Origin of the sequence: Azospirillum sp. 11R-A (genome assembly GCF_049472615.1) — a bacterium.
Classification (GTDB): domain Bacteria; phylum Pseudomonadota; class Alphaproteobacteria; order Azospirillales; family Azospirillaceae; genus Azospirillum; species Azospirillum palustre.
This window is the reverse complement of the sequence record NZ_JBCEBL010000014.1, coordinates 97212-121784: the sequence shown is the minus strand read 5'-3', so window position 1 is coordinate 121784 and position 24573 is coordinate 97212. Positions and strand designations below refer to the sequence as shown.

The window sequence follows — 24573 nt, the reverse complement described above, 5'->3', positions numbered from 1 at the left end:
CTTGAAATCACTTCGCGCACCACCATCCGGAGGCGAACAGACCCTTTGGACCAAAGGGTTATGCCAGTGGTGGCTGGCCAACGACCGGTTTGGCGATGTCGGAAAGCGCTCGGCGCAGCTCGTTACGGCCGGGCTGAAGCACCAGCGCGCGGCGATACCAGCCGGCAGCCTCGCCCTGGCATCCTAGCCGCTCCAGGATCGCGGCGAGCCTGACGGCGACGGAGGGAACCGTGAAATCGAGGCGGGCGGAGCATCGCAACGCCTCTGCCGCCGCCTCGGGCCGACCGAGGCTGTCCAGCGCGATGCCCCATCGATGCAGCACCGCCGCACCGGTGCCGAGCCGGGCCGCCCGGCCATAGGCTTCCGCCGCCACCGCGGTATGGCCGGCTTCGCGTTCGGCATGGCCAAGCCCCTCCAGCGCCGTCAGCAGGGCGGGCGACAACATCAGGGCATGGTGGAACCGGCGGGCGGCATCCTCCGGCCGGTGCAGGGCGCGCAGGATCTTTGCGTGGTTGACCGCCACCTCGGACGCTCTCGAGTCCAGGGTCAGTGCGCGGGCGAGCAGCCCGTCGGCCTCCTCGAGCCGGCCAAGCTGCGCGACCAGCAGGCCATAGCGGTGCAGGGCTTCGGCCTCCGCCGGCTCACCGGCGAGGATGCGGCGGTAAAGACGCTCCGCCTCGTCGAAGCCGCCGGACTGGTGACGGTCGAACGCCTTGGCAAGCAGGCTATGGCTGTCGCTCATCCGGTGGGAGCCAGCGCCGCCAGCGCATGAACCGCCCGCCGGGCCGCGTCGGCCAACCCCTGGCCTTCCTGCGGCTGGATCAGGCGCATGGGCGGGAACCAGGGCCGGACGCCGGTGCCAATCTGCGTCCAGTCGCGGGTACCGAGCCGCCAGACCGGTGTGCCCAGCGCACCCGCCAGTTCGCCGACCGCGGTGGCCGGCGAGATCACCAGATCCAGGTTGGCGATCAGGGCGGACACACCTTCGAAATCATCCTTCAGATTCAGGTCGTCCCACCGGTGCAGCCGGCGCGTTGCCGTTTCCACCCGCGCCAGTTCGGCGGTGCAGTCGCCATATTGCAGCATCACCACGCTGACGCCGGGCATGTCGAGCAATGCCACCCAGTCGGCAAGGCCGGTATAGGCGGCGGCACGCTGCGCGGTGACGATCTGGCTGCGCCATGCCAGCCCCACCTTCAGGCCGGGCAGGGCGGCGAGGCGGTCGCGCCATTGGACGACGAGGCCGGGATCGGGACGCAGATAGGCTGGACGGTCCGGATAACGCGCCACCCTGTCGCGGACCAGGGCGGGCAGGTTCCCCGCCGGCATCTGCAACTCGCAATCCGGCGGATCGATCGTTTCCCGCCCGGCGGGGTCCGCCGTCTCAGCCCGTACCGCCACCCCGGGGAAGGAGCGGGCGAACAGGCTGACCAGCCGCCGGTCGCACTCGACGGTGACCGGCCCGTCCAACCCGTTCAAGGCGTCGAAGCAGGAGGCGAACAGGATCTCGTCGCCGACGCCCTGTTCCGACCAGACCAGCAGTCGCCGCCCCCGCAGCGCCTCGCCCGTCCAGACCGGCCGGTCGATGCGGCGGGCCCGTTGCAGCTGCCGGGCGGAGAAGCGGCGCGAATAGCCGGCCCAGCCTTCCGCGATGCGCCCGTCGGCGAGATCCATCAGCCCGAGATTCCAGGCCGCCAGCGCAAAGCCGGGATCGACCCGCAGCGCGCGGCGCAGATGGCTCTTCGCCTCGTCCAACCGGTTGGCCAGCGTCGCCATGGTGGCAAGGTTGTTGTTGGCCTCGGCCGACTCCGGTTGCAGGGCCAGCGCGCGGCGGTAATGGCCGGTCGCCTCCGACGTCTGACCGGTCAGCTCGCAGGCATGGCCGAGATTGGCATGGGCTGGAATATGGTCGGGCTGGATGGCGATGGCGCGGCGGTGCAGCCGCATGCCCTCGGCCGGCCGGCCGCCGATCTGATGGACAAGGCCCAGATGGGTCAGCGCCTCCGGATAGGCCGGATGCAGGGCCAGCGCGCGGGCGAAGGCGAAGGATGAGTCGGCGTGGCGCTTTTCCATTTCATGCACCAGCCCCAGATGGTTCCAGGCCTGGGGAAAGGCCGGGTCGATGCGCAGCGCCTCGCCGATCAGGGCGAGCGCATCGTCGTTCCGCCCGGTCTGGTGCATCAACAACCCGAGCAGATGCAGGGCGTCGGGATGGCCAAGGGCTTCGCGCCGGGGATCGGCGGCAATGGCGGCACGGTAGGCCGCTTCCGCCTCATCCGGCCGGCCGTTGCGGTGAAGGTCGGCGGCATGGTTCAGCAGCGCATCGAAATCGGCGGGCGTTTCCGGTTCGGGAACCGCCTTCTCATCGGAAGCGGGTTTGGGGTCCGGCATTATGGCGCGCAATGCCTGGGCCGTGGCTCCGACGATCGAATCCAGCGCTTCGCCCGGCCTCGGCTGGAACAGCCGCATGGTCGGGAACCAGGGGCGTGCTTCAGTGCCCAGTTGGGTCCAATCGCGGCTGCCGAAGCGCCAGACCGGAAGCCCCAGCGCACCGGCCAGTTCGCCCGCCGACATCGCCGGCGAGATCACCAGATCCAGATTGGCGGTCAGTGCCGCCGCGCCATCGAAATCGTCCTTCAGGTTCAGATCGGCCCAGCGGTGGATGGTCACGCCGAAGCGCTCCTCCGCCGCCCGAAGCTCCGCTTCGCACTCGCCATACTGCAAATTGACGAAGGTCAGGCCGGGCACGGCGAACAGCGGCCCCCAATGCTCCAGCATCACATAGGCGGCCTTGCGGTCGACGGTCATCAGCTGGCTGCGCCAGCCGATGCCGACCCGCAGGCCCGGCCCCAGCCCCGCCAGCCGCTCCCGCCACCGCTCCACCAGCGCCGGGTCCGCTACCAGCCAGGGGCCTTGCGGTTCGAAGGCGGACAGGCTGCCGCGCAGCAGTTCCGGCAGGTCGCCCGCCGCAACCTGGAGGTCGCAGTCGGGCGGATCGATGGTTTCCCGCAAGGGCTCGCCGAAAGCGTCACCGGTGCAGCTTTCGGCCCGCACCGTGGCTTTCGGAAAGGAGCGGCGGAACAGCGGCACCAGACGCGGATCGCATTCGATGGTGACCGGTCCGCCCGCCCAGGCGACGACGTCCGGATAGCAGGAGGCGAACATCATCTCGTCGCCCACGCCCTGCTCGCGCCAGATCAGCAACCTCTTGCCGCGCAGCACCTCTCCACCCCAGCGCGGAATCGGGAAGCGCCGGTTCGGCACCGCCTCCCCGGCGGCGAAGCGCCGCTCATACCCGGCCCAGCCGCGCGCGATGTCGCCGTGAAGAAGCGCCAGCAGAGACAGGTTGTAGGTGGCGGTGGCGAGGTCGGGCTGCTGGGCCAGCGCCTCCTCGAAGCAGGCCGCCGCTTCCTCGTAGCGCCCCTGCGCCTGCAAGGCGTTGCCGAGATTATAGCGCGCCTCCACGAACTCCGGGTACAGGTCCAGCGCCTGCCGGTGGCACAGCTCCGCCTGATCGGGACGACCCAGCCGCTTCAGGACGCTGCCCAGATTGTTCAGCGCGGCGCTGTGGCGCGGGTTGCGCTTCAAAGCCTGGCGATAGGCGATCTCGGCACTCTCGAAAGCGCTCTTCTGTTGCAGGACGGCACCCAGATTGTAGAAGGCGGTGGCATCGTCGGGGCGGTGCCGGGTCACCAGCCGGTGCTGTGCGATGGCCTCGTCCAGCCGGCCGGCCATTGCCAGCGCGTCGCCGAGATTGTTGTGCGCCTCCACCATGCCCGGCGCCAGTTGCACAGCGCGGTCCAGCGCCGTCACCGCCCCGCCATAGCGGTGCAGCGCGGCATGGCCGTTGCCGAGATTGTACCAGGCCTTGGCATAATCCGGCTTCAGCGCCAGTGCCGCGGCGAAGGCCCGCTGCGCCTCGTCGTGACGGCCAAGGGCTGCCAGTGCATTGCCCAGATTGTGCCGCCGCTGCGCCCCTTGCGGGTCAAGAATGGTGGCGTTGTGGTGGGCCTGTACCGCCTCGTCCGGCCGTCCGGCAGCGGACAGCGCGCTGCCCAGATTGTCCCAGTAATCGGCGACTCCCCTGGTCTGCGCCAAGGCCTTGCCGATCAGAGTCACCGCCTCTTCCGCATGGCCCGATTGCAGGGCCAGCACCCCCAGCAGATGCATCGCGTCGGCGTTGCGCGGGTCTTTGGTCAGCACGTCGCGATAGCCGCGCTCCGCCTCGGCGGCACGCCCGGCCTGATGGTGTGCCACTGCCTGCGCCAGCATGTTGGTGTGCTTCGCCACGTTCCGGCCCCGTCCCTGACTGCCCGCACCCTCAAAGGGAGTGCCATCATCGGTGGATCACGGTAAAGATGCCATTGATATCGGCGGGGAATCGACCTGCGGGAGAGGCCGGCAGAAAAGGCCGGCGGGAGAGGGGAGAACACGCGATGGCAGGGTCACGCTCGTCCTTGCGGGGCGGGTTGCGCAGGGGGATGGCGGGAATCGCCGTACCACCCGCGGTGAAGCTCAGCCGGCAGGCGGATGCGCTGGCCGCGGCCGGCGACGTGGCGGGGGCGGATCCGCTCTATGCCCAGGCGCTGGCCGCCGACCCGACACTCGCGGGCACCCACAACAACCACGGCAACGCCCTGCGCGCGCTTGGCCGTCTGGACGAGGCCGCCGCCGCCTACCGGGCCGCCGTCTTCCATGGCCTGCATGAGGGGATGGCGCACTACAATCTCGGCTCCGTCCTGCGTCAGGCGGAGCGGCAGGATGAGGCGGAAGCCGCCTTCCGTCAGGCGCTCGCCCTTCGTCCCGACCATGCCGAGGCCTGGAACAACTGCGGCAACCTGCTGCGCGACCTCGGCCGCTTCGGCGGGGCGGCGGTGGATTACCGGCGGGCTTTGGCCCTTCGGCCGGACTGGGCCGATGCCCATGACAATCTCGGCGCCGTGCTATATCTGCTGCACGAACAGGGCGGGGAGGAGGACGCGGCGGCGCTGGCCCGGTTGTGGCGGCGCGACCACCCGGACAACCCGCTGGCCCGCCACATCGGTGCCGCCATCGCCGGCGAGGAGGCCGACCCGCGCGCGCCCGACGACTATGTGCGCCAGACCTTCGACCTGTTCGCCGATGAGTTCGACCGCAAGCTGGCCGAACTGGATTACCGTGCGCCGGCCCTTCTCGCCGGCCTGCTGTCCGATGATGTCCCGGCCGGCGACCTCGACGTGCTGGATGCCGGCTGCGGCACCGGGCTGTGTGCCGAAGCGCTCCGGCCCTACGCCCGCCGGCTGGTCGGCGTCGATCTGTCGGACGGCATGCTGAAGCGCGCCCGTGCCCGCGGCCTGTATGACGGGCTGCATGCCACGGAGCTGGTCGGCTTCCTGGCGGCGCATCGGCTGACCTTCGATCTGGTCATGGCGGCCGACGTGTTCTGCTATTTCGGCGTCCTCGACGACGCTCTGGCCGCCGCCCGCGCCGCGCTGCGCCCCGGCGGCCGGCTGGCCTTCACGGTGGAGGAACTGGACCCGGCCGACGAACGGCCCCACCGCGTCGCCACCCACGGCCGCTATGCCCATGCCGAAGCCTACGTCCGCACCGCGGTGGCGAATGCCGGGCTTGTGCTGCGGCGATGCGACCACGACCGGCTGCGCTTCGAGAGCGGCGAACCGGTGATGGGGCTGGTGGTGCTGGCCCAGCGCCCTGCGGTTTAGAGCGTCGGTTTACAAACGCCGCTCAGGACCGACGGCGCGGACGGCGGAACGGAGCGGGCTTGGGGGCCGGCTTGACCGGCTGCTGGGGCGGCGCGGGCCGGACCAGCACGTCGGCCTCCTCGGCATGGCCGAGCGAACGCAGCGCGAGGGCCAGTGTGTCGCGGGGCGCCGGATGGGCCGGGTCGATGCGGACGGCATGGCGGAGCGGGGCCAGCGCCGCGGCGGCATGGTTGGTCGCGGCCAGCGCGATGCCGAGATTCAGCGCCGCCGACAGGAAATCCGGCACCAGGGCCAGCGCGTTGCGGAAGGCGATCACCGAATCCGCGCGCAGCCCGGCGGCGAACAGGGCATTGCCCAGAAGGAAGGAGATGTCGGCATCCTGCTGGTCGAGTGCCGCGGCCCGGATCAGGTCGGCCAGCGCCGGCGTCACCTGCCCGGATTCCAGCCGCAGCCGGCCGCGCGCATGCAGCAGATCGACCAGCCTTTCCCGCGCCGGCTCCAGTGCCGGTTCGATCCCCAGGGCGCGCTCCAGCATCGTGGCGGTGGCGTCGATGGCGGCCGGATCGCCGTGGTCATGGCGGGCGAAGGCGCGGTCGGTCCAGGCCTCCGCAAAATCGGGGCGCAGGGCCAGCGCGCGGCGGTAGGAGTCCTCAGCCTCGTTTGGCCGGTCGAGCCCACGCAGCAGATTGGCCCGGTTGGCGTGAATGTCGGCCGCCTCCGGCCGCAGGGCCAGCGCCTTGCCGATCAGCGTCAGGCCGAACTCTCCACGGTCGATCTGTCCGGCGAGGACGCCCAGGTAATGCAGGGCGTCCGGCTGCTCAGGCTCGACATCGAGGATGCGGGTGTAGAGTTCCTGCGCCTCACCGAAACGGCCGGCAAGATGCAGGTCGAGCGCCAGCGTCAAGGCTTCGAGGATGGTGGCCATGGCTCAACGCTTTAGGACGACCGGGGCCGTCACCGCAAGCATGTGGACGGGAGTCTCTTAGTTTTCGACATAAATATTTTGCGCATCGGAAATCCCCTTTCTCCATATGGGTTAGAATCCCCATTCCAAATAAGTGTAAAGAAACCCTTTACGCGCGGCCAGGGTTAAGGTAATTTAATGTTCAACATTCACCTATCCGGACAATCTGGTCATGAACGTGGCCGTGGCCACATCGACGGTCTCGCGGCCGTTCGCCTTCATGACGCCCCGCGGCAGCGATGCCGTTGACCCAGGGGCCGGTACCCGGACTCCGACCTCCAGCACCGTCCCGCAGGCGGAAGCCGATACGGCCGGTACAACCGAGCCGCTGGTCAACCGCTTCCCGACCGTCGCCTTCAGCTATGACACCGACGCCTCGCGGCTGGTGATGCTGTACCGCGACCCGGCCAACGGGAAGACCGTCTCGCAGATTCCGACCGAAGCCGCCCTGAAGCAGTACAAGGAAGCCCAGCAGAAGGAAAAGGACGCGGAACGTGCTTCCCTGCTGAAGCTGACGGTCGGCGAAAGCGGCCAGGCGGGAGGGCAGGCGGGCGGCCGCTCTGCGGCCTATGTGCGCGGCGGGACCGATGGGACTGCAACGGCCGGCACCGCCACCGCTTCCACCCCCCGGACCGCGGCTCCGGTCACGTCGACCGCTTCCGCCGCCGCGGCATTTGTGGCACACTCCGCTTCGGTCGTGACCACGCCCACCGGCACATCTGCCGGTCGGGTCAATGTCGTGATCTGAGGACGCCCTGTTCCAAGGGCGCGGTTTGCAGGGGGCAGGATGGGCATGGATGTCACGTCATCGACCGCCGGTGCGGCGATGTCCCTGATGCAGGCTCAGGGGCAAATGGCTTTCGGCGTCAAGGCGTTGAACCAGAATGCCGAACAGCAGCAGGCGACGGTGGAAACCCTGATGCAGTCGGGCAGTGGCTCCAGTGGCGGCTCCGGCGGCGGCAACGTCACGCCGACGCGCGGACAGAATCTGAACATCACCGTCTGACCCGGTGCCGGGCAGGTCCCGGCACATCCCGACAGCCGAACTTCCCGTCGGTCAGACTTTGGAATCGAGCAGGGACGTCAACATCTCGTCCTGGGTCCGGACCACGGCGACATTGGCGCCATAGGCCCGGCTGGCCGCCATCTGGTTGATACGCTCGGTCGCCAGATCGACGTTCGGCGCTGCGACCATGCCGTCGCCGTTCGCCGCACTGTCATCGGGCGCATATTCCTGCAAATAGGCCGGCGTGATCGGCGTGAAGCTGGTGCGCGTGCCGGGATTGGCGTCGCTCTGCGCGACCGCGATGGGCTGGTAGGCCGCGCGCTTGCCGTCCGCGCCGCCGTCGGCGCTCGGAACGGCCCCGGTGGAGCGCACATTCGCGACGTTGGCGGCCGAGGCGTCGAGCCGCCGGGTCTGGGCGGTCAAACCGCTGAGCGCGATGCCGATACTGCCGACCATGGCGGTCCATCCCTTGTCCGACGGCATATCGGGGGACCTTAACACATCGGATGCCCGACACCAGCGGAGCATCGACGGCCTGTAACGCCCCCAATGCAATCGCCGCTGTATCTTTCGCGGGGCTTGCGCCATTATCGGGCAAACGGCCGCCGCTCCTTTCCCTTGCCGCCGGTATCCCGCCGGTGCTTTCGGCCCTGATGGGACCGGTTCCAATCGAGCCGGCCCAGATGCGAGACGGGAGCCGCCGCCTGAATGCCGAACGCTGCCTTTGCCCTGACCGTCGCTGGGCTGACCGACGTCGGCCGCGCCCGTTCCCGCAACGAGGACGATTTCCAGGTCAGCATTGCCGGGGAATTCGCGGTTGTCTGCGATGGCATGGGCGGCCATGCCGGCGGCGACATTGCCAGCCGCAAGGCGGTCGAGGTGATCTCCGGCATCCTGCTGGGCCATGCGCCGTCCAATCCGATCACTCTGGCGAAGCGTGACGACGCCGACCGCACCCAGACCGACCCGGCGGCGACGGAACCGGCGGTGCGCCATGCGCTGTCGGTTGCACGGTCTGCGGTGCAGCAGGCCAACCGGACGATCTACGAGCTGAATCTGGCCCGCGGATTCTCGTCGGGGCGCGGCATGGGCACCACCGTCGCCGGGCTGTGGCGGATTCCCGGAACCGCCTACATGGCGGTGTTCCATGCCGGCGACAGCCGGGTCTATCGCCTGCGCGACGGGGAGCTGCGCACCCTGACCCGCGATCACAGCCTCTATCAGATATGGCTGGACAATGGCGGGCGCGGAACCGCACCGCAACGGAACATCATCGTCCGCGCGCTCGGCACGGCGGAGGATGTGGAGCCGGACGTCAGCGTGCAGTCGCTGATGCCGGACGATGTCGTCATGCTCTGTTCCGACGGGCTGAACGGCATGCTGCCGGACGGCGTCATCGCCCGCATCCTGCGTCAGGAATCCGACCCCGCCCTTGCCGCCGCCGCGCTGGTGGATGCCGCCAATGCGGCCGGCGGAATGGACAACGTGACGGTGGTGGTCGGACGCTTCGCCGCGACCGCCTGACCGTCCCGGCAGGATCCATCCATCGAGCCTTGCCGGTCACCCTGCCGCTCACGGCCCGGTGGCGATGAAGCGTGCATCCGCCAGCGCCACTGGGGCATCGTCCGGCAGCGCGGCCAGCGCATCGGCCAATGCGGCCAGATAGTCGGCTGCCGGCTCCTGCTCCGGCCGCGGGGTGGCGAAGAGAGGCTCCGCCGTGGCGATGGTCAGCAGCATTTCGGTTCCATAGGGCGGGCCGATGGTCCAGGACCGCCCGGTCCCCGGCTTTCCGTCTTCCCCCCTCTCGCCCAGCCGGCGCGATGCGCCTGCGGCAAGCGCGATGGCGCTGTCCGACGGGTTGGGGAGCAGATGCACGACGCTGCCGTCGATGGTGAAATAATCGACCTGCAACCGGACCGGACGGGCCGGCGCCCGGATCTCCAGCATCAGCGGATCGCCGGCATTCAGCGCCGGCCCCTCCAGCATGCTCACCGCCAACGGCTCGGCCAGGCCGCGGTTGGCGTCCAGCGCCGTGGCGACACTGCCCAGGGGCGCACAGAACCGCGCATCCGCGGTCGCGAGGTCGAAGCCATGGTCCCAGCCGGCGGCGAGGGTCTCGACCGTTTCGCGCACCGCCGTCTCCGCCCGCTCCCCGGCGACCGTCCCCGAAACCAGCAGCCTCCCCCCGGTGGTTTCCACGCCGACCAGCGCGCAGGGAATGGCGCGTAGCGCCGCAGCCACTGCCGCAACCGGCGGCTGCCGGGGGACTGCCGGGGGAGGGGCCGGCGGCAGGGGCGGCGCCGGTGCAGGGGGCGATGCAGAGGAGGATGCAGGCGGCTCGGATGCCGGTTCGAAGTCGGGTAACGCGTCTTCGACCATCGCGGTGGGTGGCGGCAGAAGCGGGGCAGGCCGGTTCAGGACCGCTGTCGCAGACAGGCCGCCCAGCACGGCAACGCCGCCGAGCAGCAACGGCCAGCGTCCGGTACGCGCCGGTGCCAGGCCGGCCGATGCAACGGACGCCTCGTTCAACGCGCTGACGGCCCGAAGCAGTGCACCGGCGTCCGGAAACGCCGCAGCTCCATCGTCGCGCAATGTCGCCAGCAGGGCCGACACCCCCGGCCGCTGGCCATGCCCGGCCAGAAGCCGTTCGGTCAGTCCCACGGCGGCGGCCAGATCGTCACGCCGGTCCACCGCTGCCGCGGTCAAGGCCGTACGGCCGAACCCGGCGACCACCGCCGCCGCTCCGGCGCGCAGCACGGTGTCGGCACCGAGCGCGCCATGGATCACGCCGGCCCGATGGGCTGCGGCGAGCGCGTCCAGCACGCGGCCCAGCGTCGCGACGGTGTCCTCCCACTCCAGCGGTCCGTCGGCCAGCCGCGTGGCGAGCGTCGGCCCATCGGCCGGTGCGGTGGCGACGAAGGCGGTGCCGGCAAGCTCGCCGGAGGCCAGGATTGCCGGAATGGCCGGGTGGGACAGCCGGGCCGCTGCGCCCGCCATCCGCCGGAACCGCTCCAGCCCGGCGGCATCGGCGCACAGGCGGACCAGCGGCACGGTCCAGAGCGCCACCGTCTGTCCATTGGCATCCAGGGCGCGGTGCAGCCGGGCGTCGCCGTCCTGCCGGATCAGGTCGAGCAGCCGGTAACGGCCCAGCCGCTTCTCGCTCTCAACCACCGTCCCGTCCCGCCGCATTCCCGCTCCCTGGCCAGAGCCGCCATAACCGCGTCGCTGGTATAGCCGCAGGGCCTTGCAACGGCCAAGTCCCAGGGTACCCACCCGTAAGTTTCTGTCCCGATGGCCGGCCCCGTCGAACGTCCTGGTCGTGTGACGACGAACGGCCGGTAACCTTTCGTTAGCCATGAGGCAGGAAGCTGGTACCGCGAGCCGCAGCTCTGCGACCCGCATGTGCACCACCCGGCGCGGAGCCTGCTGCCTTGCCCCACACTCTCTCCCTTTCCCAATCGTCCGGCCCGAACCTGTCCTGGCTGAACGGGGCGGCGCTCTACCAGATCTATCCGCTCAGCTTCCGCGACCATGGCGGCGATGGCTGGGGCGACCTCGACGGCGTGATCGAGGGGCTGGACCATGTGGCCTCGCTGGGGGTCGACGGAGTGTGGATCAGTCCCTTCTACCCGTCGCCGCGCACCGACTTCGGCTATGACGTCGCCGACCACCGGGCGGTGGATCCGCGCATGGGCAATCTCGCCGTCTTCGACCGGCTGATCGAACGCGCCCATGGGCTGGGGCTGAAGGTGCTGGTCGATCTGGTCTGCGGCCACACCTCCAACGCCCATCCCTGGTTCGTCGAGAGCCGCCGGTCGCGCGACAACGACAAGTCGGACTGGTATGTCTGGGCCGACGCCAAGCCCGACGGCACCGCGCCGAACAACTGGCTGTCGGTGTTCGGCGGCGCCGCCTGGAGCTGGGAGCCGCGGCGGCGGCAATATTACCTGCATCATTTCCTGTCCAGCCAGCCGGCGCTGAACCTGCACCACCCCGCGGCGATGGATGCGCTGTGCGAGACGGCGGAATTCTGGATGGAGCGCGGGGTCGACGGCTTCCGCATCGACGCCGTCGACTTCTTCGCCCATGACCCGCAGCTGCGTTCCAACCCCGCCGCCGTCTGGCGCGGGTCCGAACCGCCGCTGAAGCCTTTCGCCTTGCAGCAGCACATCTACGACATGATGCACCCGGCCATCGGCAGCATCCTGTCCCGCCTGCGCGAGACGGTGGAGCGCTATCCCGGCCGCGTCCTTCTGGGCGAGCTGTCCAGCCAGCCCGGCGCCGGCCAGCGCATCGCCGCCTACTGCACACCGCAGGGACTGCACGCCGCCTACACCCTGTCGCTGGCCAAGCAGCCCTTCAGCGCCAAGGGGTTCGCCCAGGCCTTGAGCGCCGCCGGACGGCCGGAGTCGATCTGCTGGAGCCTGTCCAACCACGATGTGGAGCGGGCCGCCAGCCGCTGGCTGCCCGCCGGTGCCGATCCACAGGCCTTCAACGCCCTGCTGGCGATGCTGGCCGCGTCGCTGCCCGGCACCGTCTGCCTCTATCAGGGGGAGGAACTGGCCCTGCCCAACGCGGTTTTGGAGCAGCACCAGCTGCGCGACCCGTTCGGCATCACCTACTGGCCCGACTTCCAAGGCCGCGACGGTAGCCGCACGCCGATGCCCTGGCGGGCCGGCGAGCCCCATGCCGGCTTCACCGTCGCCGACCCCTGGCTGCCGGTGCCCGACGCCCATCGCGACTTCGCCGTCGACCGGCAGGAACGGACCGCGGGCAGCCCGCTGGCGGTGTGGCGTGCCGCCCTCTCGCTCCGTCGCGACCTGGAGGCGCTGCGCAGCGGCGGCGTCACCGTGGTGGAGGAACATGGCGACCTGTTGTCCTTCGAGCGCTGTACGGCAGACGACCGTCTGCTCGCCGTCTTCAACATGGCCGACCGGCCGGCGGAATTCGCTCTGCGTGGCCGTGGCGAACCGGAAGCCCTGCCCATTCCCCGCGCGCCGGGCGCCCTGCCGCCGGAGCTGACCGCCGACGGGCGGACGCTGGTGATGCCGCCGCTGTCGGTCTTCCTGGGACGCCTGCGCACCCCCGCCTGACCCGTCCCCGCATAAGCTCTTCGAGGGTGCCGGCCACACCCTCGAAAGGCAGGCATGCACATTTATGCGATGCAGGGCGCCGCATCGGATGCTTTGTTACACTCTCGCCTAAGTCGCTGAAATTCCCTGATTCATCGCGGGTCGTGGAAATTGTCGGCAATAGCAATAATCTTGCGGAGTAGCGGGAGTGGAAAGAAGAGCGTTTCTCACCAAGGCTGGCGTCGGTGCCGTTTCGACCGTTGCCGCCTCGACCCTCGCGGCCCCGGCCATCGCGCAGAGCCAGCCGGCCATCCAGTGGCGTCTGGCGTCGAGCTTCCCGAAGAGCACCGACATCCTCGTCGGCACGTCCGAACTGATCGCCAAGCGCGTGTCCGAGGCGACCGACGGCAAGTTCCAGATCCGCGTGCATGCCGCCGGTGAGATCGTCCCCGGCCTTCAGGTGCTGGACGCCGTGCAGAACGGCACCGTCCAGTGCGGCCACACCTGCGGCTACTATTATGTCGGCAAGGATCCGACCTTCGCCTTCGACACCGCGATCCCGTTCGGCCCGAACGCCCGCCAGCAGAACGCCTGGTTCCAGTATGGCGGCGGCCAGGAGGTGATGCGCACTTTCTTCGCCAAGCACGGCATCGTCCAGTTCCCGGCCGGCAACACCGGCGCCCAGATGGGCGGCTGGTACCGCAAGGAAATCAAGTCGCTGGCCGACTTCAACGGCCTGAAGATCCGCATCGCCGGCATCACCGGCCAGATCATGGCCAAGCTGGGTGCCGCCCCGACCCAGATCGCCGGCAGCGACATCTATCCAGCGCTGGAAAAGGGCACCATCGACGCGGTCGAGTTCGTCGGCCCCTATGACGACGAGAAGCTGGGCTTCGTCCAGGTCGCCAAATACTACTATTATCCGGGCTGGTGGGAAGGCGGGCCGCAGGTCTCGCTCTACATCAACCAGAAGGAATGGGAGGCGCTGCCCAAGTCCTATCAGGCGATCATGACCGCGGCCTGCGCCGAGGCGAACGGCGCGATGACCGCCCGCTACGACGCCGAGAACGCCAAGGCGCTGAAGCGTCTGGTCGCCAAGGGCGCTCTGCTGCGCCCCTATCCGCGCGACCTGATGGAAGCCGCCCACAAGATCGCCTTCGAGCTGTACGACGACATCGCGAAGACCAACCCGGACTTCAAGGCCGTCTACGACAGCTGGAAGCCCTTCCTGGAGGAGGTGCAGCTGTGGTTCCGCGTGGCCGAACTGCCCTACGACAACTTCACCCAGTCGGCCGGCCGTTCCAAGTGATCGGCTGCGGGTTCTGACGGAAGGCAGGGGGGTGGCCGGTCCGGCCGCCCCCTTTCTTTTTCAGGCCAGATAATTCAGCAGCGACAGCTTCTGCGTCTGGCCGGCGACGGTGTAGGTCGCCTGCTGGACATTCATCGCGCTGCTCAGCCGGGCCGCGACCTCGGTCTGGTCGATGCCCTCGATCTTGGCGAGGCGGTCGGTCAGGGTGGCGACCGAGTCCGTGTGGGCGTCCTTGTTGGTCTCCAGCGTGGCAGCGTCGGACGCGACCTTGGCATGGACCGAGCGGATCTGGTCCGATGCCTGGGTCAGCATCTCGCGCGCCTGGGCGCTGTATTCGGTCCATTTGCCGGGGTTGGCCGCCGCCGTCCGCACCAGCTGCATCGCCTTCACCAGCGTCTGGAATGCCTGATCGTCGGCGCTGACCCCATAGGTCAGGTTCAGATTGTCGTCGATCGTCACCTGCGACTTGCGGTACGCGTCGGGATTCTTGCCCTTGGTCAGATATTCGGAATCGTAGAAGGGCAGGTCCGGCGGCTCGGCATTGGGCACGGCGGTCTGGCTGTCCTGCTCCGGCGGCAGCGTGCCGACCGAGATGGTGTTCTGCAGCGACCCGTTCGTCACCTTGGCGCTGGTCGAGAACAGCGACGAGCGGCCGGGGTGGTTGGGATCGGCATTGGCCGTGCTGGTCAGCGCGATGCCCGGACCGTTGCCGAGCGCGTCGATGGTGACCGGCGGGGCAGGGTTCAGGTTGCCGAACTGCTGGCGCAGCTTGTCGGCCACCTGCCCGACATTGGTGACGCCGGCGGCATAGTCGGTGTCGCTGACCGTGTAGCTGACCTTGTAGGACTGATAGGGCGGCAGGTCGTGCGGCTCGGTCGGATTCTTCAGATAGTAGTTCTGGTTGTACGGATCGTCGGGATCGCCGACCGCGACCGTGAATTCGAAGGTGTCGCCGATGTCCACCGCCGCACCGTTCAGGGTGAAGCGGTCGATCTGTGGCAGGGTGGCCGTCGGCGCCTGGGTGGTCGACGGCGCGGTCGCGGTGTTCTCCACCGTGGCGGAGTTGACGACGCGGGCGGACAGGTCGAACTTCTGCCCCGGCTGCTGGCCGACCAGGGAGATGATGCCGTTGGAGGTCGACACCGTCATCGGCAGCGGCGGGGTGGTCGCGTTGATCTGGGTGGTCAGCGTCTGGGCGACGAAGGTCAGCGTCTTCGGGTCGGACGCCTGGATCTGATAGCCGAAGGTCTTGCCGGAGACGGTCACCTCGAAATAATCGTCGGTGTTCACCACCGCGCCGTTCAGCGTGATCTTGCTGGTCTGCGTCGTCGCCGTCAGGTCGGTGACCGGTTCCGTCCCGAAGCGCGAGCCGGCGAACAGGTAGCGGTCGCCGAAGCGCTGGTTCAGCAGCGCCTGGATGTCGCGCATCGCGCCCTCGGCACGGTCCTTGACCTGATCGGCCTGCGGGTAGCTGACGGAGAAGCTGCTGCTCGACGCCGCCTTCAGGCTGTCGAAGGTCAGGTTCAGGATCGCGCCCTCGCCGGGGCCGCCGGAGATGTTGAAGTTGTAGCCCTTGCCGTCGTTGGGTGGGGTGGTGCCCAGGTTGATGGCGCGGGTGGTCTTGCCGCCCAGACCGTCGGTCACCGTGACGTCGAAGGTGCCGTTGGTGCCCTGCTGCGACGGGACCGCGGTGACCGTGTATTTGGCGCCGACGGTCAGCGTCGACTTGGACGCGTCGATCGACAGCTTCATCCCGTCGGGGTTGGTGTTGGTCGGGGTGGTGACGCTGGCCGGACCGGGCTGGAAGGGGAAGGTCGTGCTGGAGGTCCAACTCGACACGATCGACTCCATCGAGGTCAGCACCTTGTCCGTCGCGGCGACGCGCGGTGCGGCGGTGTCGATGCTCTGGATGTAGTTGCTCTTCTTCGCCATCTCCGCCCGAAGGTCCAGAAGCTTCTGCACCTCCGGACCGTAGGCGTTCAGATCGACCGATTTCTTGCCCGTGGTCAGCTGTTCGGACAGTTTGTTGATGTCGTTCTGGCCTCCGGACAGGTTCCGGACAAGGCTCAGATATTTCGAGTAGCTGCTGACTCCCGTTATCGAGCTCATCGGACCACCGCCTCCAGCGCATCAAACATTGCATTGGCCACTTGCATGACCCGTGCCGAAGCCTGGTAGGAGGTCTGGAGCTGTTGGAGCTGGGCGATTTCCTCGTCGATGTTCACGCCGGTCTGCGACTGGTAGCGCTCGCTGAGGAGCTGCATGGACTCCTTGTTGGAGGTGGCGGCGGTGCTGGCGGTCTTGGCCGCGGCCATCCAGGTGCCGGTGATGGCACTGCCCATGGCGCTGTAGGTGGTGTCCTTCATCTGCAGGCCGTCGGCGCTGAAGCTGCGGCCGGCGGCATTGACCGCCTTGACGATGTCGTCGATGGCGGACTGCTTGATCTTGCTGGTGTTGTCCAGGAGCTTGGCGTTGATGTTGATGGTGAAACGGTCGGTTCCGGTGAAGAACTGGCTGGCCTGTTCGCCGGCGGCGGCCGTGCCGCCGTTGTCGTAGGCGTCGGCGAAGCTGGTGGGCTCGCCCGGCTTGGTCGGACCGGTGAAGGCCTTGGCGAACTCGTCCAGCTGCGAGCGCAGCTTGCGGATGATCTCCGTCGTCGGATCGCCGCTGGCCGGGGTCGGCGGCTCGGTGGTCGAGCCGTCCTTGCGCATCTGGATCAGCGAGCCCAGCTTGCCGGTGGTCAGGTGGTTGTTGATCGAGGTGACTTGATTGCCGACCTGTAGGTTGATGTTGCCGCCGTCATAGGAAAGATTTGCCGGCTGCGCATCGACCAGCGCCAGACCCGATGGGGTGAAGATCGCCAGCCGGCCGTCCGGCCGCTCCACCGTGCGGATTCCCATGTAGGTGCTCAGTTCGCGGACCAGCCCGTCGCGCTTGTCGGCGACGCTGTTGGCGGCGGCCCCCTGGCCCTGCAGCGACACCATGTCGTTGTTGATCGAGTTGATTTGCTTCAGCAGGTCGTTGACCGTGTCGACCGACTTGGTGATGTCGGTCTTCATGTCGCGGTCGATCTGCTCCACCCCCTCCGACACGCGGCGGATCTCGCGCGAGAAGCTTTCGGCCGCCTGGACCAGCTGGTACTGGGCGGTCTCGTCCTCCGGCGAGGTGGACAGCGTCTTGATCGCGGCCTGGAACTTGTCGGAATAGTCGTTCAGCAGCGGCGTCCCGTTGGTGGTCCGCATCAGGTCGCCCAACTGCTGCATGTAGGTGGTCGTCACCTGCGATCCGCCATCGCGCGAGGTCAGGTCCATGACCTGGGCCATCAGCGCCTTGTCGACCTCCCGCCGATAGGTCGTGCTGACCACCTGGCCGCTGGCGTCCACCGACTGCTGGGCGGTGTGACGCGTGCGGTTCGGGTCGTTGGCCTGCGCGATGTTGTCCGAAACCAGCTTGACGCTGGTCTGGACCGTGCGCAGCCCGGCCGTGGCACTGTTCAAGGCTGCGAAGAGGGACATGGCGGGAGACCTTTCACGGATCGGGATGGTCGGGGCGGTGCCGGGACGGCTGCCGCCCCCCATTCAAACGATCAGGGAACCGGCGATCGGGAAGCTGGCGATCGGTAAAGAAGCGATCAGGCAATCAGAAGGTCAGGGCCGCGCTTAGCGCTTCAGCCCCAGCACTTCCTGAAGCATTTCGTCCGAGGTGGTGACGATCTTCGCGTTGGCGGAATAGCTCCGCTGGGTGACGATCATCTTGGTGAATTCGTCGGCGATGTCGACGTTGGAGCTTTCGACGCTGTTCGCCACCACGGCACCGGCGCCGTTCGTCTCCGGATCGTTGAAGTTCGGCTTGCCGGCCTCTTCGCTCTCGATGAAGACGCCGCCGGATTCGCGCTGCAGGGCGTTGGGGTTGTTGAAGGTGATGATCGGCACCTTCGCCACCATCTTCGACCGTCCGTTGTCGTAATTGACCATGACGGTGCCGTTGTCGCCGAACACCACGTCCTTGAACTGCCCGCGTGGCGCGCCGTTCTGGACCAGCTGGGTGACGTTGATCTCCTCGCCGGCATATTGGGTCAGGCCGCCCGGCTTCTGGTACTTGCCGAGGTTCAGCGTGATCTGCTGCGGGCCGAAGCCGTAATCGACGGTGAAGGTGACGTTGGCGTCGGATCCGGCGGACTGGTTGGCGGCGCTGACCGCCGAGCCGGTGCCGACCAGGGCCGTGGAGATGTTGGTCAGCGTGCCGACCGTCTCCGGGGTCTTGCCGAAGGTCAGGCCGATATGGGCCGGCGTCTGGCCGGCGACCGCGCTCTGGTCCAGGGTGAACTGGGCGGCGGGGGCGTCGACGACCGTGCCACTCGCACCGGCCAGCGTCAGCGTATTGCCGCTGGCGGTCGCACCGGGGACGACCGACGCGAAATACTGCATGACCTTGGCCGGCGTGTCGTACAGGCCGTAATTGGCGTTGGTGATCGTCAGCGGATAGGTCGTGCCGCCGGAGTCCGTGATGTTGTAGGTGTCGCCGATGTCGATGGTGGATCCGTTCAGCGTCACCGTGCCGGTGCCGGTCATCGTGTTGGTGTTGGTCGGGCTGGCCGCGGTCTTGGAGGTGACGGTGATGACGCCGCCCTGCGCGGTTGCCGTCACCGGCAGCGAGGTGTTGGAGTTGATCTTGTTCGCCAGCGCCGCGGTGATGTCCTCCATCGTCATCTCTTCGCCGGTGGTGCTGTAGGTCACCGCCGTGCCGTTGATGCTGAGGGTGTACTGCGTGCCGATGTCGCCCGGCGTGCCGGTCAGGGTCACCGTGCGGCTCTGGCGAACGCCGGCCACGCTGGAGACCGACGGCAGCGAGCTCATCGTGTTCACCGCGGTGGAGGAGTTGGTCACCGTGGCGCTGGAGGTGACGTTGGTGTTCACCGCGTTGGCCTGGATCGACAGGATATTGCCGGCCGACGAGGCGGTGACGGACGAGCCCAGCGCTTGGTTGATCTTGCCGGCCAGCTGCGAGACGACGTCGCTCACCGACGAATAGCTCTGATAGGTCGCGGCGGTCACCGTGTAGCTGATCGGCGTTCCGTTCACGTTGATGGTGAAGGAGTCGCCGACCTCGACCTGGGTCTGCGGGAACTGGAACTTGTCGATTTCACCGGAACTGGCGGTCGCCGCCGTCGAGGTCTGGTTGACGATGGTGTTGGTCGTGTTGGTGCCGGACACCACGTCCGTGTTCAGCTTGAACGGCGTGCCGGGGTTGCGGGCGGTCACGCGGATCGTCTGGCCCGACGAGGTGGCGAGCACCGAGGCCGCCGGCGAGGCGGAGTTGATCTGGTTGGCCAGCGCGCCGGCCAGACCGGAATAGGTGCGGAGCGAGCCGATGTTGTCGGCGGTGACCTTCAGGCTGTAGTTGGTACCGTCGACCTTCACCGAGTAGGTGTCGCCGATGCGCAGGTTGTCCTGGCCGTTGGTATTGTTGCCGGCGATGGTGATGACGTTGACCTGTGCCACCGCCGTCTGGCCGGCGATGTTCTGGCCGAAGGTCACGGTGGCGGGGTTGCCGGTGAAGGTGCCGTCGACCGGCTTGGTGTTGGAGCCCGGCGCGTCCAGGACCATGCGCCAGCTGCTGTCCGCCTGCTGCCGCCACTTGAAGTTGACGGTGCGCGGGTTGCCCTGGCTGTCGAAGATCTGGATGCTGCTGTCGGGGACCTTTTCGCCTTCCTTGGGCGTCGCCGGCAGGTTGGCCGCCAGGTCGATGGTGTTGGTCGCCACCGGCTTGTCGATCAGGGAGTTGACCTGGATCGGCGCCACCTGGTCCTTGTGCAGGACACCCGTCACCGGATCGACCAGCCAGCCGTTCAGGGCATAGCCGGCGCTGTTGACGAGATAGCGGCTCTTGTCCAGTTCGAAGTCGCCGGCGCGGGTGTAGAAGGCGGCCGACGAATTGACCGTGCCCGTCTGCGTCTGCACCAGCGTGCTGGAACCCTGGGTCGCCACCTTGGTGACGCTGAAGAAGCCCTGGCCCTGGATGGCGATGTTGGTCGGGCTCTGCACCTGGGTCAGGCTGCCCTGGATGTTGTTCATGAAGACCGGTTGCGCCGTGACCCCACCCGGCTCGTGCAGACGCTGGCTGGACTGCAGGACCATCGTCTCGAAAGCCGAATCGACACGCTTGTAGCCGATGGTCGAGCTGTTCGCGATGTTGTCCGAGATGTGTCCGAGCGCCTTCGACTGGGCATTCAGGCCGAGAACGGCGGTTGTCATCGAACCGAAGATGCTCATGGCCGGGGGTCTCCGAAAGAAAGGGCAAAGGTCTTCTGCGCCCTATCTAGCAAGCGGAGTGCCAACTGCCGCTTCGGATTCAAGCCATTGAAAACACTATATTCTTTGAACAAGCTGTGCGGCGGGGCCGGAAATTGCCGCCCGGTAGGAAAGTTTCGCCTAGTGCCGCCGGGGCGGAGGGGCAGAAAGCTCCCGCCGAAGTTGCCGCTTCTACCGGGCGGTCCGGACGGCGCGGGCGGCCTGCGCCTTCAGCACGGCGGCGGCGGTGCCGAGCGTCGTGGCCCAGTCGCCGGGGCGCGGCTGGCGGAACAGGCGCAGCGACGGGTACCAGGGGCTGTCGGCCCGGTCGAGCAGCCAGCGCCAGTCCGGCACATGGGGAAGCATCAGCCAGCACGGCACGCCCATCGCCCCGGCAAGATGGGCGATGGCGGTGTCCACCGTCACCAGCAGGTCGAGGTTGGCGAGAATGGCGGCGGTGTCGGCGAAGTCGCGCACCCGCTCCATCGCGTTCGGCACCGTCACGCCGGGCAGGCGGTCCAGCCCGGCGGCGGCCTCGCCGGTTTGCAGGCTAACGAAGCGCACGTCCGGCACCATCAGCAGCGGCAGCAGGGCCGCCGCCGGGATCGAGCGGTTGCGGTCGTTGCGGTGCTGGGGGTTGCCGGCCCACACCAGCCCGACCCGGAGGGCAACATCCTCCTCCCCCGGTCCATCCAGCCCGTCCAGCCGGTCGCGCCAGCGGGCGGCGTCGCCGGGATCCGGGGCGAGATAGGGCACGGCAGCCGGAATGTCCGACAGGCCGGTGCCGAAGGCACGCGGCAGGCTCATCAGCGGGCAATGGATGTCGTGCGGCGGCGGGTCCTCACCGCGCGACAGCACCTGGATCGTCGATCCCAGGCAGCGGTTGAACAGCCGGTACAGCAGCATGTGGCTTTCCAAAATCACGCGCCCGCCGCCCGCCGCGGCGATCTGCGCCACCAGCGGGGCATAACGGACGAACTGGATGGCGTCGCCGAAGCCCTGATCCATGTGCAGCAGGATGGTGGCGCCGCCCGGCGGTTGTCCGGCCCAGGGCGGGGTGGCGAAGCGCTGCCAGCGGTGCTCGAACCCCTCCCATCCCGCGCGCAGGTCGCCGCGCACCAACCGCCCCACCGCGCGGGCGAGATGGGCATCGGCACGGGAGGGCTGGCGCGCCAGCACGGCATCGAAGCAGGCCTCCGCCTCGTCGAAACGGCGCTGGTCGCGCAGGACGGTGCCGAGATTGAGCAAGGTCGCCGCATGGCCGGGCCGAAGCCGGGCCGCGCGCTCCAGCCAGCGCCGCGCATCGGGGTAGCGCGCCAGCGCATGCAGGGAAGCGCCTTGCGCCTCAAGAGCGTCGCCGTCGGCCGGATCGAGCGCCAGGGCGCGCCGCAGCACCGGTTCCGCCCGCTCCGGCATCTCCGCCGCCCGCAGGGCCGCCCCCAGATGGCCCCAGGGCGCCGGAGCGGCCGGACGGACGCGCACCGCGCGGGCGATCCATCGCACTGCAGCCGCCGCGTCGCCGGTCTGCGCCCGCAGGACGCCGGACAGGTGCAGCGTGTCGGGTTGGGCCGGGTCCGCCGCCAGGATCCGCCGGTAGGCGTCGGCCGCCGCATCGGCATGGCCGGCCATGTGGTGGTTGACGGCGGCGTTGAGAGCGTCCAGGAGTGTAGCCATACCCTCTTCTCTACACCGGCCGGCCGGGCAGAGCGAGGATCGAAGAACAGCGAAAATCCCAGGTCGGCGAGAGCTGACGATCAGGAGCCCGTCACGGCAATGGACGACCGCCTTCCGACGCATCTCTGGGTCTCGGCCCATATCCGCACGGCCGATTCCCAGGGCGTGGCGATGACCGTGGTCCGCAAGGGCGACCCCAGCCGCGGCACCGTGATTCTGAAGATCAACCGGCTCGACCGGACCTTCTCCGTGCTGGTCCAGACACGCGAGGCCGATGGCGAGCGGCTGTTCTGGGCGCGCGGCACCGGCGCCGACCCGGTGCCGGAGACCGATGCCGACGCCTACATCGCCCGCCAGCTCCGCTACGACCCCGACGTCTGGGTGATCGAGGTGGAGGACCGCCAGGGCCGGCATTGGTTCGACGGGCCGGTGCGCTGACTGCCGCCCAGACCGCCGCCGTCAGGGCGGCGGGCCGATGACGGACAGCCGCAACTCTCCGACCTCCTCCGCCGTCGGCGGACGGGGAGGGGCGCCGGAGGCGGTGATGCGCAGGCGGAGCGTCAGGCGACCGTCCCGCAGGGCCCCGGCCGGCACCGGAATGGTGACCGTTCCGGCGCCCTGACCGCGCTGGGGACCGAAAGGGGCGGCGGTCCCGATGGGCTCGCCGTCCGCCGCCGTGACCTCCACCGTCTGCCCACGGGTGAGCACGCCCAGGGTGACCGCCAGGATGACGGCCTCGCCCTGCCGCGGCGGATGCGGCAGGGCGAGCGTCGTTTCCCCATTCCCGTCCGGTCTCCCGGACTGACCGGCCGATGCCGCGCCCGCGGGCTGGCCCGTCAGAAGGACCAGCAGCGCGAGCAGGGCGGCCGGCAGTCTGCCGGCCTGCCAAGCCGCCTTACAGGGTGTGGAGCGAGACCCCCTTGACTGCCGGTGCGGCGGTGGCGGAGCCGTTGGACGGGACAATGCGGACCTCCAGCGTTGCGGTTGCCGGCGCCGCCTGCGCGGCCGAGTTCCGGGCCAGTGCCGCGGTGCGCGCGGGCTCGGGCAGCGGCAGGGTGAAGGTGGCGTCGTCCGCCATGCCGTGCATGGCCGGGCCGAAGAAACCGATGGTGCCGCCATAATAGGGGCTGTCCGCCGCCACCTTCGTCACGCCGGCCGGCGCGTTGATCAGTAGGTCGAAGTTCCGCGGGGCGTTGCTGCCGGCCGGGCGGGTCACCTTGACCGCCATCACCACCGGGCTGGACGGCGCCGCCGACAGCTGGACCGACCCCACGCCCTTCGCCACCGTGCCCTTGACCGGAGCCGACGGCTTGGCCGCCGCCACCTGTGCCGATTCCGCATCGCCGAAGCCGTGCCGGTACTCGTACTGGAACCGTTCGGTGCTGAGATAGTCACCGGCGCGGCCGTCGAGGACATAGCTGCCGTCGGCGCGGACGAAGAACAGGAAGGGCTCGCGGGACAGCTGCGACAGCTCCTCCTTGTCGGTCGGCAGGATCGGCAGGCCCAGCCGCTGCTGCTTGCGCGTCCACACGTCCCACAGGCGGTCCATGTTCGAATGGTGCAGGAAGAAGACGGGATCCACCGGCGACAGGAAGTTGGTCATGTTGCCGTAGGGGCCCGGATCCCACGGGCCGACGCCGCCGATGTAGTTGTGGACGAGGTTGTGCGGCTGGCCTTCCAGCACCGAGAACTGGGTGTCCTTGCCCGGCATGACGTTGTGCGACGCCGTCTTGGAGCTGGTGAAGCTCTGCGTCACATCGGCGTTGTAGTAATCCACCGGCAGCAGGCCGGTCAGCACCGTGTGGGGCGAGCAGGCCTTCGCCGTCTTGTCGTCCAGCTTCGGGTTCTCGCGGGTCAGGTAGCGCGCACGGTCGGTCGCGGCGAAGGCCTGGTTGCCGGGATCGCACTTGCCGTGGCTGCACCCGGTGACGTCGTCCCACAGCTTGTCGAAGCTGCTGTAGCCGCGAAGGTCCAGCTGCTTGCGCTGGGCCTCGTTCAGCGTGTCCCAATAGGCCTTCATCGCCGGTTTGAAGGAGGCGGTGAAGGTCTTCAGATCCTTGGTGTAGGGCAGGAAGGCTTCGCTGACCGGGGTCAGGGCGCCGTCGAACATCTCGTTGGGGATCTGCGGCAGGAGCGTCCAGTCCCAATAGGGGAAGGCGAAATTCGGATTGTCGCTGTACTTGCGCACCGTCTCTTCGAAATAGCCGATATAGCCGCGGTGCCAGACATAGAACCACCAGTTGCCGTGCGGGCAGTCCATGAAATGGACGAAGGCGTTGCGGAACCAGTTGTGCGGATGATCGGGAGGCAGGGCCACCATCTTTTGCACAGCCGTGGCATAGCTGCGCAGCATCGCCTTGCCTTCGTCGCTGGTCGCGCTGTAGCGGATGTATTTCGCCGTCGCCGCCCGCGCCGGACCGAACGGCAGCAGAGAGGCACCCGCAGCAGCCGTGGCCGTCGCAAGAAAATCGCGCCGATTGAAATTCATTTTGATCAAGCTCCCGCATAACGACAAAAACATTGGAAGCCTGTATAGGAAACCGGCTGTTTGCACGT

Annotated in this window: 18 protein-coding genes; 7 read left to right on the top strand and 11 right to left on the bottom strand. The window is 68.4% G+C overall.

What is annotated here, in order from left to right:
- Positions 1-58: 58 nt before the first annotated feature.
- Positions 59-742, bottom strand: a complete 684-nt coding sequence (locus tag VH569_RS19535; protein ID WP_423317151.1) for a tetratricopeptide repeat protein — start codon at positions 740-742, stop codon at positions 59-61.
- Positions 739-4290 (bottom strand): tetratricopeptide repeat protein, encoded by a 3552-nt coding sequence (locus VH569_RS19530; protein ID WP_423317149.1) that lies wholly within the window; start codon positions 4288-4290, stop codon positions 739-741. The genes VH569_RS19535 and VH569_RS19530 overlap by 4 nt, the downstream gene beginning before the upstream one ends.
- Before the next feature lie 146 nt (positions 4291-4436).
- On the opposite strand from VH569_RS19530, the gene VH569_RS19525 reads away from it, so the two are divergent.
- Positions 4437-5702, top strand: coding sequence for a tetratricopeptide repeat protein (locus tag VH569_RS19525; protein WP_423317147.1), 1266 nt, complete (start codon positions 4437-4439; stop codon positions 5700-5702).
- Between the two features lie 22 nt (positions 5703-5724).
- On the opposite strand, the gene VH569_RS19520 is transcribed toward VH569_RS19525, so the two are convergent.
- Positions 5725-6627 carry a tetratricopeptide repeat protein gene (locus tag VH569_RS19520; RefSeq protein ID WP_423317146.1) on the bottom strand — a complete coding sequence of 301 codons (903 nt, stop codon included), beginning with the start codon at positions 6625-6627 and terminating at the stop codon, positions 5725-5727.
- 211 nt (positions 6628-6838) lie between these two features.
- Here VH569_RS19520 and VH569_RS19515 point away from each other — a divergent pair, with 211 nt between their 5' ends.
- Together VH569_RS19515 and VH569_RS19510 are read left to right on the top strand one after the other, a co-directional pair.
- Positions 6839-7414 (top strand): hypothetical protein, encoded by a 576-nt coding sequence (locus VH569_RS19515; protein ID WP_423317144.1) that lies wholly within the window; start codon positions 6839-6841, stop codon positions 7412-7414.
- A 45-nt stretch (positions 7415-7459) separates the two neighbouring features.
- Positions 7460-7672: a hypothetical protein gene (locus VH569_RS19510; RefSeq protein WP_423317143.1), complete on the top strand. Its 213-nt coding sequence runs from the start codon at positions 7460-7462 to the stop codon at positions 7670-7672.
- Positions 7673-7723: 51 nt separating this feature from the next.
- On the opposite strand, the gene VH569_RS19505 is transcribed toward VH569_RS19510, so the two are convergent.
- Complete coding sequence (locus VH569_RS19505; RefSeq protein ID WP_423317141.1) at positions 7724-8128, bottom strand: flagellar basal body rod protein FlgC; 405 nt, start codon at positions 8126-8128, stop codon at positions 7724-7726.
- Between the two features lie 252 nt (positions 8129-8380).
- Here VH569_RS19505 and VH569_RS19500 point away from each other — a divergent pair, with 252 nt between their 5' ends.
- A complete protein-coding gene (locus VH569_RS19500; RefSeq protein WP_423317139.1) occupies positions 8381-9196 on the top strand; it encodes a PP2C family protein-serine/threonine phosphatase in 816 nt (271 codons plus the stop codon).
- A 48-nt stretch (positions 9197-9244) separates the two neighbouring features.
- Here the strand turns inward: VH569_RS19500 and VH569_RS19495 are convergent, their stop codons facing one another.
- A complete protein-coding gene (locus VH569_RS19495; protein ID WP_423317137.1) occupies positions 9245-10861 on the bottom strand; it encodes a serine/threonine protein kinase in 1617 nt (538 codons plus the stop codon).
- Positions 10862-11103: 242 nt separating this feature from the next.
- On the opposite strand from VH569_RS19495, the gene VH569_RS19490 reads away from it, so the two are divergent.
- Together VH569_RS19490 and VH569_RS19485 are read left to right on the top strand one after the other, a co-directional pair.
- A complete protein-coding gene (locus tag VH569_RS19490; protein ID WP_423317136.1) occupies positions 11104-12765 on the top strand; it encodes an alpha-amylase family glycosyl hydrolase in 1662 nt (553 codons plus the stop codon).
- Positions 12766-12952: 187 nt separating this feature from the next.
- Entirely contained in the window at positions 12953-14053 is a 1101-nt protein-coding gene (locus tag VH569_RS19485) for a TRAP transporter substrate-binding protein (protein WP_109050463.1), read from the top strand.
- 60 nt (positions 14054-14113) lie between these two features.
- Here VH569_RS19485 and VH569_RS19480 read toward each other — a convergent pair whose 3' ends face one another.
- The 4 genes from VH569_RS19480 to VH569_RS19465 all read right to left on the bottom strand — a co-directional run bounded on the left by VH569_RS19480 (position 14114) and on the right by VH569_RS19465 (position 22017).
- Entirely contained in the window at positions 14114-16162 is a 2049-nt protein-coding gene (locus tag VH569_RS19480; RefSeq protein WP_423317134.1) for a hypothetical protein, read from the bottom strand.
- Positions 16159-17568, bottom strand: a complete 1410-nt coding sequence (gene flgK / locus VH569_RS19475) for a flagellar hook-associated protein FlgK (protein WP_423317132.1) — start codon at positions 17566-17568, stop codon at positions 16159-16161. Before flgK ends, VH569_RS19480 begins: the two co-directional genes overlap by 4 nt.
- 144 nt (positions 17569-17712) lie before the next feature.
- Positions 17713-20325, bottom strand: coding sequence for a flagellar hook-basal body complex protein (locus VH569_RS19470; RefSeq protein WP_423317130.1), 2613 nt, complete (start codon positions 20323-20325; stop codon positions 17713-17715).
- Between the two features lie 210 nt (positions 20326-20535).
- Positions 20536-22017: a tetratricopeptide repeat protein gene (locus VH569_RS19465; RefSeq protein ID WP_423317128.1), complete on the bottom strand. Its 1482-nt coding sequence runs from the start codon at positions 22015-22017 to the stop codon at positions 20536-20538.
- 99 nt (positions 22018-22116) lie between these two features.
- On the opposite strand from VH569_RS19465, the gene VH569_RS19460 reads away from it, so the two are divergent.
- Positions 22117-22455, top strand: coding sequence for a DUF1491 family protein (locus tag VH569_RS19460; protein WP_423317127.1), 339 nt, complete (start codon positions 22117-22119; stop codon positions 22453-22455).
- Between the two features lie 21 nt (positions 22456-22476).
- Here the strand turns inward: VH569_RS19460 and VH569_RS19455 are convergent, their stop codons facing one another.
- Positions 22477-22725: a hypothetical protein gene (locus VH569_RS19455; protein WP_423317125.1), complete on the bottom strand. Its 249-nt coding sequence runs from the start codon at positions 22723-22725 to the stop codon at positions 22477-22479.
- A gap of 187 nt (positions 22726-22912) precedes the next feature.
- Positions 22913-24505, bottom strand: coding sequence for a tyrosinase family protein (locus tag VH569_RS19450; RefSeq protein WP_423317123.1), 1593 nt, complete (start codon positions 24503-24505; stop codon positions 22913-22915).
- Positions 24506-24573 lie beyond the last annotated feature (68 nt).